This is a genomic window from Streptomyces antioxidans (assembly GCF_000968685.2).
Lineage (GTDB): Bacteria > Actinomycetota > Actinomycetes > Streptomycetales > Streptomycetaceae > Streptomyces > Streptomyces antioxidans.
In genome coordinates, this window is sequence record NZ_LAKD02000123.1 from 1 (window position 1) to 10,036 (window position 10,036).

The 10,036-nt window shown below is 67.4% G+C and carries 8 protein-coding genes and 1 pseudogene; 5 read left to right on the forward strand and 4 right to left on the reverse strand.

Annotated elements, in window-relative coordinates; genetic code table 11:
• Window positions 1-472, reverse strand: a 472-nt coding sequence (locus tag VT50_RS40800; RefSeq protein WP_240529439.1) for a tyrosine-type recombinase/integrase, incomplete at its 3' end; no start/stop codon positions are given.
• Window positions 473-1,047: 575 nt separating this feature from the next.
• Entirely contained in the window at window positions 1,048-2,907 is a 1,860-nt protein-coding gene (locus VT50_RS35300) for an ATP-dependent nuclease (protein ID WP_046087887.1), read from the reverse strand.
• 140 nt (window positions 2,908-3,047) lie between these two features.
• On the opposite strand from VT50_RS35300, the pseudogene VT50_RS35305 reads away from it, so the two are divergent.
• From VT50_RS35305 to VT50_RS35320, 4 genes and pseudogenes are all read left to right on the forward strand, one after another.
• Window positions 3,048-3,248, forward strand: a pseudogene (locus tag VT50_RS35305) (SSI family serine proteinase inhibitor); the annotation flags it as partial.
• Window positions 3,249-3,341: 93 nt separating this feature from the next.
• Window positions 3,342-4,076 (forward strand): SAVMC3_10250 family protein, encoded by a 735-nt coding sequence (locus VT50_RS35310; RefSeq protein ID WP_046087886.1) that lies wholly within the window; start codon window positions 3,342-3,344, stop codon window positions 4,074-4,076.
• A gap of 29 nt (window positions 4,077-4,105) precedes the next feature.
• Window positions 4,106-6,250, forward strand: coding sequence for an AIPR family protein (locus tag VT50_RS35315; RefSeq protein WP_046087885.1), 2,145 nt, complete (start codon window positions 4,106-4,108; stop codon window positions 6,248-6,250).
• Window positions 6,240-7,583, forward strand: a complete 1,344-nt coding sequence (locus tag VT50_RS35320) for a serine/threonine-protein kinase (protein WP_053048657.1) — start codon at window positions 6,240-6,242, stop codon at window positions 7,581-7,583. Before VT50_RS35315 ends, VT50_RS35320 begins: the two co-directional genes overlap by 11 nt.
• Window positions 7,584-8,374: 791 nt before the next feature.
• Here the strand turns inward: VT50_RS35320 and VT50_RS39420 are convergent.
• Window positions 8,375-8,551, reverse strand: coding sequence for a hypothetical protein (locus VT50_RS39420; RefSeq protein WP_158083242.1), 177 nt, complete (start codon window positions 8,549-8,551; stop codon window positions 8,375-8,377).
• 121 nt (window positions 8,552-8,672) lie between these two features.
• A complete protein-coding gene (locus VT50_RS39195; RefSeq protein ID WP_046087884.1) occupies window positions 8,673-9,020 on the reverse strand; it encodes a hypothetical protein in 348 nt (115 codons plus the stop codon).
• Between the two features lie 868 nt (window positions 9,021-9,888).
• Between VT50_RS39195 and VT50_RS39425 the strand changes: the two genes are divergently transcribed.
• A complete protein-coding gene (locus VT50_RS39425) occupies window positions 9,889-10,029 on the forward strand; it encodes a hypothetical protein (RefSeq protein WP_158083243.1) in 141 nt (46 codons plus the stop codon).
• Window positions 10,030-10,036: the final 7 nt, after the last annotated feature.

Genomic DNA, 10,036 nt, shown 5'->3' on the forward strand with positions numbered 1-10,036 from the left:
ACCGGTAGACGGTCACTTGGCCGCGGCCTGCGGCCAGTTGGGTGTGAACGAATCCGGCGATGTGGCGGTGGCCGAGCTCGTCCAGCTTGAGCGGGCCCAGGGCGGGGATGAGGTCGCCGGTGACGTAGTCGCGATAGCGGGCCAGCGTGGTCGGCTTGAGCATGTACGCCTTCGTCTCCAGCCAGGCAGAGAGGTAATCGGCGACGGTCTGGTTCGGGTCGCCGTTGAACCCGCCGGCCTCGCCCTCGAGGATCCGCTCCAGCGCGGCCTGGGCGGCGTTCTGGGTTGGGAAGCCGCCGCGCCGGATGGTGGTGCGGTGGTGGTCGGGGGAGGGGAGGTCGACGGCGAAGGTCCAGCTCCCGTGCTCACTGTTGCTGGCCAGATGCGGGCAGTGAGCGCCCAGCTGGTGGCGGTATGCGTCGCGGCAGCCGCAACGGCGGTAGACACGTCCACGATGGGTGACGGAACGCATGGTGATCGCCTCCTGAAAGTGGTGCAGCGTGCCGACGCTCCCAGTCTCCGCCGACGGGCACACCACGCGATCACCTCAGGCTCCGTAGGCCTCTGACCTGGGTGTTCCCCTTGTCGTGGCGACAAGGGCGATGATCAGTCGATCATGCCGTGAACGCAAAAAATAGTGTGCCAAGCGTTGTCCACGGAATGCATCCGCCAGCAGGCAGTGCGGGGCCTCCTGTCGGGGTAGAGACTCTAGAAAGCTCGCCCCAGATCCCGTCCCGCCGCATCGTGCGGCCCCGATGTGAGGAGCTGTGTCTCGCATGGTCGGCTCGACCTGCCGATTGTCAGTGCCGCGTGGGACTCTTTGAGTACGCCACCGGCACAACGAGCGGAGAGTACTGAGGTGCATGCCATGGCTCTGCGTGTTCGTCATTCAGGTCCCCCTGCGCCGTCCGGATGCCGGTGGTGTGGTGAGGAAAGGAGCCGGCATGGTCGGCGCTGGGTGTCGTCCGTGGGTATGCATTCATGGGAGGAGCCCACCCGAGAGCAGCGTCTGAGTCGGATGAGGGCTCGTCGCGCACTGCGCCGGGTTCAGCTTCCCTCCGGCCAGTAAGCCACTCCGGCTTCACGGGCCACCTTGATCGCATCCTCGAAAGACTTCACCAGCGCGGGCGGGACGTCGGAGGGCTTGCGCAGTCGGCGGGTCAGCTCGACGACCATGTCCTCCTTGCCGCTGGGGGCGCTGCTGGAGGACTGGCGCAGCGTGTTGTGCAGCGACTTGCTGAACTTCCCGCCGACGCGCAGGCCGCTGACGTCCTGGGCAGTCCACTGCTGCGCATCGTCACGGGGCCAGGCGGCGTTCATGGTGTCCGCCCACTGGTCATCGCTGAAGACGTCCTCCAGCTCGTTGGGATCCCCGAGGAAGAGACAGTCGGCCTCGGTGAAACCTTGCTTGCTTAGACGGTCGATATTGAACCTTTTCTGCTTGTCGCGCATCGTGTCGGCGTCGACCAGGAACATGACGGTGCGCCTGTGCTTCTTGAGGAACTTGGCAAAGCTCAGGGCGCCATCGTTGCCCCCGCAGTCCCACAGGGCGATGCCTGCGGACTGGATGGGATACCCGAACGCCAGCTTGAACAGAGTGGGCAGCGCCGCATACTCCGTGGGGCCCTCCACACCGACAAAGCAGCGCTCGTGAAGCAGGACGCTGTTGCGAAAGCCCAGGGAGACTGCCATGTTCGACAGGAACCGGCGGGTCTCGTCGTCGTCGTCCTCCGTGCCGAGTGACTGCACATAGGCCCGCCCGTCCCGGCTGTTGAGGTGCACGATGTCCTGGATGTCGACGCCGTCGATCAGATTCAGCGAATGGGTGGCGACGATCACGGTGGACTGCGCAGCCGATGCCGACGCTTTGATCATTTCCATGATGCGGCGCTGGTGGTCGTAGTCCAGGTGGGTGTCGGGCTCGTCATAGGCGATGATCACTCCGCCGACGCCGTCCTCGGTTTCCTCCGACAGCAGTTCCTGGCTGGCCTCCCACAGAGCCAGGGAGACACGGCGCGACCGGCCGGAGCCCGCTGCCGTGAATGACACGGCCCGCTGACCCGGAGCCGCGGCGGTCAGCGAAAGACTGTGGACCGTCGGCCGGAACTGCACGCTGGGGTCCACGGTGAATGTGTCAAGCGTGCACCGCTCCTCGATCAGCTTCTGCAGCCGTACGACATCGTCCTTGAGGAGGCTGGAGAACTCCTCCTCCAGGTCGGTGATCTTCTGCCGGGTCTCTTCACGCAGTGTGTACTCGCGCAGCTTCGCCGTCAGGATGCTGCGGACTACCGCCTCGGGCAACTCGGCGGCATCGCCCTTGAAGTAGAGCAGCTGGGGCAGTGCAGCGGCGACGGACTCAGGCGCCACTACCCAGTCCGTGACCATTTCCGTGCCGGCGGCGTGCTCCTCGAGCACCTCCACCCAGCTGGCCTTTACGTTCGACTGGTCCTCACGCAGGCTGATATCCAGCTCGGAGGCGAGCGCCCGCAGTTCGGCGACCTTCAGCGCGGGGATGTTGCGCAGCGTCGGATTCTGCGGCACCGCAGTCCGCCACTCCAGGCAACTGCCCTCGTCCTCCACGTGACGTCGGCGCATCCGGAGGGTCGGCCCGGCGTCCAGCGCCTTCTCCTCCGTTGGCGAGAGAGCGAACCGGCCCTCGACTATGACTGTGCGCCGTTCCTCGACCTCGTCCGAGGGCAACGCCGCACGCGCAGGCTCTCCCACGGCGAAATCGGAGATGTCGCTGTCGACGACCGAACGCTCGCCGAGCAGGAACGCGATCGCGTCCAGGGCCGCTGTCTTCCCACAGTCGTTGTGGCCCGTCAGGATTGTCTGCTTTCGGATCGGAATACCCTGGACGTCGCCCAGCGAGCGGAAGTTGGTGACGCTGAGTTCGACGAGACGCACAGTGCTCCCTTGCAGTACGGCACGAGCGCGTGCGGTTGGCGGCCAGCAACGCGCCGTTGTAACACACCCGTTCACGGCGGGGTGGGAAAACTCTAGCGCCTGACGAGACACAGGAGAGAGGAGAATGCCACGCTGCGGCAGGCCGCCTCTGCGCGCGCGAGCGGAACCCGATCACGATTACCGGTGACGGCGTCTGGCAGGGCAGGCGGCTCACGTGGCCGACGACCTACGGAAATTCGTGCGAACTGCGAGCCCGCGCGGCGGACGGCATGGTCTTCGAGTTCTCACGGAACCCCAGGATCGGCTTTCCAAGGACACCCGACCACCGGCCCTCCTGGTGAGTTCAGCGACGGACCCGTGCCTCGGGGCACGTATGGTGGAAGTGACGGCTCCCGCGTACCAGCGGGGCCGGGCGACCGGACTTGGGGGCCCGATTGCGCGACGTCATTTATCTGTCCGTAGGCAAGTTGCAGCAATTCCTCCCGGAGCCGCGCCGCGCTCCCCGCGCCGGGGCGGTGCGTCTGTCCACACCGTTCGGCGTCGGGGTCGACGTGGACGCTCAGGCCACCGACGGCGAGCAGGGACGAATGCGGCAACTGAGGCAGGTGCAGAAGCATCTGGAGGAAACGGCGCTCTGGTACGAGGAGCCCGGCCTGCGCCCCGGCCTGTGGGTGCAATTCGAGGCACCCATGCGCTGCGTCACGCTCCGCGGGGCCTACCGGGATCTGCTGCTCTTCGCCGACTTGGGGCCGGGCTCTGTCGCCGGCTGCCGCCTGTTGCTGCACGGCTCCGCCCAGCACTTGTTGGGCTGGACGCCCCAGCTCACCGATGGCCCCGTGCTGAATGAGATAGGCGGGGGCGGCGACAGCGTCGGCGCCGTCTTCCTCACCAGGGCCGGACAGGTCGTCGAGGCACTCTCCCCCGACTTCGATCCCGGCACTGCCGCGCCTGCCGACGCCGCTTCGGTGTCTCCCCTGGCCCCCGCCCTGAGCGCCACGGGCATCCGTGACCTGCTGCGCGCCCTCGACATCGGCCACGACGGCATCGACACCACGGCCCCGATGACCGGATACGCTCGCGTCACGGCACTGCTGCCTGAGCGGGGCGGAGCACCTCGCTGCCTCGTAGCGAGCCCGCTGACGGTGGAGTACGTCAAAGAGACCCCCTGAACGGGTCGCCGACCGAAGAGGAGGTCTCGATGCACGACGAGGAGTATGCCCTGGCGGTCGGGCAGCTCCGCGCCGCGCTGAGCCGGGAGTTCGCGGGCCTGATCGACATGACGGACTTCCCGTCCGCCGCTCCTGATCCTCTGCGCGAGAGCGCCTTTCTCACGCGGGCGTTGGCCGCCAAAGCCGCCTCCCTTCTCACGGACCGTGAACCGGACGAGGCTGCCGCGGCCGTCATCGACGGCGTCGGCGACATGGGCATTGACGCCGTCGCCTTCTCTATCGCGACTCCGGAGCTGTGGCTCATCCGGGCTAAGTGGAGTGACCGCGGAACGGCGGGGATCTCCGCCGAGGACGCCGACCGCCTGAGCTACAGCCTGCGTCTGCTGACGGACCTGCGCTACGAACGCTTTAACGCCAGGTTCCAGCACCTAGCGGCCAGGGTCGACGAAGTACTCACTTCCCCCGACTGCCGCATCCACTTGGTCCTCGCCACGATGGGTGACGGACGAATGGCTTCTGACCCCGAGTCCGTTTTCTCGCGCGTTCTGGCCGAGTTCAACGCCTTCGGCGAGTTCGTGGACATCCGATCCCTCGGACTCGCCGACCTCTACGCCGCGGTCTGCCAGGACGTGACCCCGAAGCGGTTCTCGGTGACCGCGACCATGGCCGACGGCTGGGTCGCCGTGCACCACCCGTACGAGACCTACATCGGGGCGATCGCGGCGGACGAACTGGCCGGCTGGTACGAGCAGCACGGGGAGCGGCTGTACGAGGGCAACGTACGCCGCTACCTGGGCATGACGAAGGTGAATCAGGAGCTGGTGGGCAGCCTGGTCAGCGATCCCGACCACTTCTGGTTGTTCAACAACGGCGTCACCGTCGTCTGCGACGACGTCCGGCCCCACTACTTTGCCCGCCGCACGGCCGGTCAGCCGGTGCGGCTGGAACTGACCAACGCCCAAATGGTCAACGGCGCGCAGACCGCCGCCTCGGCCTACCACGCCTTCCGGCAGGATCCCGACGCCACCGCACAAGCCCGTGTCATGCTCCGAGTCATCTGCGTCAAGGACGCTCCGGACGGGCTCACGCTAAGCATCGCGAAGGCCAGTAACACTCAGAACCACATCGAGCCGCGGGACTTCATTGCCCTTGCCCCGGAACAGGATTTGATCCGTGCGGACTTCGCCCTCACCCTGGGGAAGTCGTACGTGTACAAGCGCGGCGAACTCGACCCGTCGCCGGCTACCGGCTGCTCGATCGTCGAAGCTGCGACCGCTCTCGCCTGCGCCCACCGGGACGCGGGCCTCGTGGCACGCGTACGCGCGGACCACGACCATCTCTGGCGCTCCGGACCGGACGGCGCGTACTCCAAGCTCTTCGGCCGCCGTCCCACCGCGCACCAGATCTGGCGTTCGGTCCAGCTGACCCGTGCCATTGGACAAGCGCTGGAGGACGTGTCCGGCACTCTCATCGGCCGCGAACGGGCCCTGATCGGCTCGGGGTCGCTCTTGCTCAATCACATTGCTTTTCAGCTCGTCGGCCACGACGACATCGACGAGCCGGGGGACACCTGGCAAAGCAGGGCGAACACTGTCGCGGGGCGGATCGGCACGGCTGTACCCCTGCTGCGGAGATTGCTGGACGACCTCTACGGTGAGCACGCGCTTCTCGCCAGGGTCTTCAGCGACGCGAGCAGGTGCCGGGAGCTCGCGGCGGCAGCGTTGGACAGCCTCGCCGAGGAGGGCCTTTCCAGCTCACCGGTTCTGACTCCTCCGGCCCGCCGCTTGTGCCCGTCCCGACGACGACGGAGTAGCGTGCGCCTGCTCGTTGACCACAGGCGGATCACGGACGGCGCGCGACTCGTCTTCCGCACCACCACACGCCCAGAGGAGCAGGCGCTAGGCGACTGGCTCGGCGAGGATCCGCGCCGATATCTCGCCACGTGGGTCAATGACGCGCGTGCTCCCTTGATCTGGGCGGTGGATGGCGAACGCTACTCCCCGAGCGCCTTGGTGATGCGCATCTGGCAGGAGGCCGCGTGGGCCGAGGCTCCTGTGGCGGTGCAAGGTGTGCGGTGCTGGGTCCTGCCCGGGGAAGGTACGCTCGTCGATCTCGTTGAGGAACTCGTGGCCGACGGCGCGGCCGGATCGGGCGACGGCGCCAGTGGATCGTGACCGCGGGGTCCTCGACGACCGCTACGAACTGCGCACGCGCCTCGGCGCCGGAGCTATGGGGCAGGTCTGGCAGGCGTACGACCGGGAGCTGGGCCGCCCCGTCGCCGTCAAGCTCATCCATCCGCACCACCTCGCCGCCATTGGCGACTGCGCCGTCACCGGTGAGCTGATCGAGCGCTTCCGGAGGGAGGCCCGGCTCGTCGCGGGTTTTCGCCATCCCGGCCTCCCGGTGCTCTACGACGCGCGCCTCGGGCAGGATGCGGCGCACGTCTACATGGTGATGGAGCTCGTCCTTGGCGACACCCTCGAATCCGTCCTGGCGCGCGGACAACCCCTCACGGAAGCACAAGTGGTCGACATCGCACTGCAGCTCTGCGACATCCTCACACACACCCATGCCCTCCCAGTGATCCACCGGGACCTCAAGCCAGCAAACATCATGGTGTCACCCACCGGTCGGATCACCGTACTCGACTTCGGGGTCGCTGCGACGTTCAAGGGCGCCGCCCGAACCCGACATCGGCTGACGCGCCACCGCCAGGTTCTTGGAACCGTCGGATACCTGGCCCCCGAGCAAGTCGTACAGCCTGGGCTCATCATCCCGCAGACCGACCTGTATGCGATGGGCTGCATCCTCTACGAACTCCTCACCGGGGAGCCGCCCTTCACCGACGAGCTGAGTGCGGTCCTTTACGAGCCACCGGTTCCGCTAGCGATGCTGCGCCCCGAATGCCACCCTGTCCTGGAAGCCGTCATCACCGAGACGCTGGCCAAGCGGCAGGACGAGCGGCCGCCCTCCGCACGAGCGGTCCGCGACCGCTTGCTCCCTCTCCAGCCGGTCGCGGTGCCCACCCCGGCGCCCTCTGTCTCGGCTTCCGGCCACAGCGCGGGACCCGTGCCGGTTCCCACGCGCTTAAGCCACGCCCACGCCCTCTTCGACGACGGAGACCTTGGCCAAGCCCTTCCCGTCTATACGGCCCTCGCGGCGGAGCTCAGCAGCGCTGGTCCTCAGCATGCGAACCAGGCGGTGCACTGCCGGGCCCGCGCCGCCCACTGCCGTATGGGCCTCGGGCACCTCCACGAGGCGCTCAAACAGTTCCGTGTCCTAGCCGAAGAACTGATCCCCATCCGCCCGTCCGATGACCCTCTCCTGCTCGAGGTTCGACTTCACGCCGGAACGCTCCTGGTCACTTTGGGTGACTACGGCGCGGCCACGATCGAACTCACCGACCTTCATCAGCTCCTGCTGTCTCTTCCTGGGGAGCAGTACCGCCAGGAGCTGATGGTGGTGAGCCAGCACCTGGACCGGATCAGGCGAGGTTACGCCAGCTGAGATGTCTCGTTTCCTATCCATCCCTTCGATCGCCTGAGCCGGGTTCATCAACTTGTGGGTCATCTTGTACAACAGGCGTACGAACATCCGGTCATGCTCCCAGCCGACGGCCCGTCACCTGTGCCACCTGCAGCTACGGACTTTTGAGCGGCACACGGCGCCCGAACGGGCCTGGAACGCCCGTGCCCTCGAGGTGCTCGCCCAGGTCCGCCTCACCTCAAGTCCTAAGAGGCGGCTCGCGTGGTGGCGGAGCATGTCCGCCATGCCCAGCATCGCGTGGACCACCTCTTGGTCGTCGCCGCGACCGCTCAGCTCACGGCGAAATGATCCGGTCATAGCGAAGCCGGGACCACCAGCGCGGTCCCGGCTTCGACTTGTTGCTCTGGCTAGGCGGCTCCGCCTCCCGTCCGCCGGATGATCAGCCGTGCGATCTCCCGGCAGTGGTTGGCCACAGCTCGGCTGTGCTCGCGGATGGTCTTTGCCCGCTCCTTTGACTCAGGTCCGCACGGGGCGGCCCGGTCCGAAGCGATGGAGACAGGAGCGAGTACACCGAGAAGCGTCGGAACCGCTTCTGCCAGAGCTTTGTACATGTGGGTACATACCTGCCTTCGCGGGAAGTGCGCTCTGGAACCCCCAACCTATCGACCACGGTCGACTACGTCCCGTCGTTCACCACGATCCGGTCGTCGGGGCAGATCCACTACTTCAGGAGGTCCCGTCCCGGCACGGACAGCATCGGCCCCGCGGTGCTCCGCCGATCGCGGCAGGAAGCGGCGGGGCGCCGCGCCGGGTCAAGGCGGGTGGGTCATTCCTCGGGCGGCGGAGCGTCCTCGGGCCGGTCCCCGCTCCCGTCGCCGGAGCGCCCACCGCCAGAGGGCGGTCCCGGTGGCGAGCAGGATCCCCGCGACCAGGTTGCCGACCGCGTCGTGAACGAGGAAGGCCAGCACCGGTTCGGTCTGCCGCGCCATCGGCCACTTCCGGCCGCGACCTTGGCCACGGCGCCGTAGTGGACCTCGATCTCGCCGCGCCGGGCCATCGCCAGGGCCCGCTTGCGCAGCCGGCCCAGCTGGCCCTCGACCGCCCGGGCGGTCATGCACAGCTGGTCCCCGATCTCCTTTTGGTGCTGAACGCCATCAGCATCAGCGCGCAGATGGCACGGGCTTCTGCGGTGGCGTGCTCCAGGATCCTGCCCAGCGTGTCGCGCTGGGCCGCGACCTCCTCGCCCGCTGTCTCGGGCGAGACCCAGTCATAGGTCAGGATCGAGCGGTACACCACGTTCAGGTGGGCCCGGCGCTCCCGGGCCCAGGCCTTGAACGCGTCCCGGAAGGCGTACAGGCAGCAGCCGATGAAGAAGGTGCGCAGCGTGGCGCCCTGGTCCGGATCCCACTTCCCGGCGGGCAGGGTCTTCTCGACGAACTGCTCCACGGCCCACGCCACGCTGTCAACGGCCAGCCCCGTGCGGGCATCGGCGTGTTCTCGTGCCGGAGCACGAGCAATTCAGCGTCCCTGGCCGTCTGCCGACGCAGCAACACCGCTGGAACCGAGAGCAGCTTCCGTGCGATCTGATACACCAGTGAGACGATCACCTGGACATGGTCCCTACGCGCCCGCAGACCCCGCCAGACCACCTACGATCTGCAGTGACGCATTCCTGAACGGCACAGGAGTTCCCCTTCCAGACTGAGGTGCGCGCCGGGGACTGCGTGCGGGGGAAGACCGTGTTCCCAGTGCCGGGCGACCAGCGGCCGGACAAGGTCGTGTACGTACCGAATGGCGGCACCAAGACGCTGGCCGAGTGGACGGTGCCGAAGAAGTAGCTGATCACAGCCGTTGAGCTCGACGCGGCGCAGGAACTCCATGCGACGGCGGCCCGGGCTCGCGCATCCCAGAGTGATCAGGGGCAGGCGGGGCGGCCCGGGCCGAAGTAGGCCGGCAACAAGAACAGGGCCTCGAACGCCTTCGGCCCGTACCGGTCCCGCAGCCACGCGCATAGCGGCGTCAGGACTCCGCTCGCCTTCCGCCTCGCCCACCTACCGCCAAGCCCCCGCGAGCCCGAAGGAACGGGGTCGTCGCCTCGCCCACAGTGCGCGTTGGAGTGCCGGCAGTGCCGGAGCGGAGAAGCGCGCCGTAGCGGCTGCTGTTCCCTCACAGACGGCGCCGCCCGACAGGGCGCTGTCGGTGGTGCGCGTTATGGCGGCCGCGGTCCTCAGCGATGGCAAAGCCGGTGGACCTGATCGGGAGCCATCGTCGCGGTTAGGTTACTTCGGCGCCAGCAGGCTGTTTGACGGTGGAGAATGCTGCCGACATGAGTGATCTAACTGCCGCCCACCGTGGGTATGAGTACCAGGACTTGATGGAGGCAGGCCGCGTCGTCGACCTGCTGCTCGGCGGGATCGTCAGGGTCCATGTCGACAAGAAGCTAGTGAGCTGGTCCGGAGATGCGTGAGCAGTAG

Bases quoted from the DNA above. Each gene is read 5' to 3' on its own strand.
- VT50_RS39420 (WP_158083242.1), bottom strand. From the start codon at position 8,551: ATGGCGCGGCAGACCGAACCGGTGCTGGCCTTCCTCGTTCACGACGCG.
- VT50_RS35315 (WP_046087885.1), top strand. From the start codon at position 4,106: ATGCACGACGAGGAGTATGCCCTGGCGGTCGGGCAGCTCCGCGCCGCG.
- VT50_RS39425 (WP_158083243.1), top strand. From the start codon at position 9,889: ATGAGTGATCTAACTGCCGCCCACCGTGGGTATGAGTACCAGGACTTG.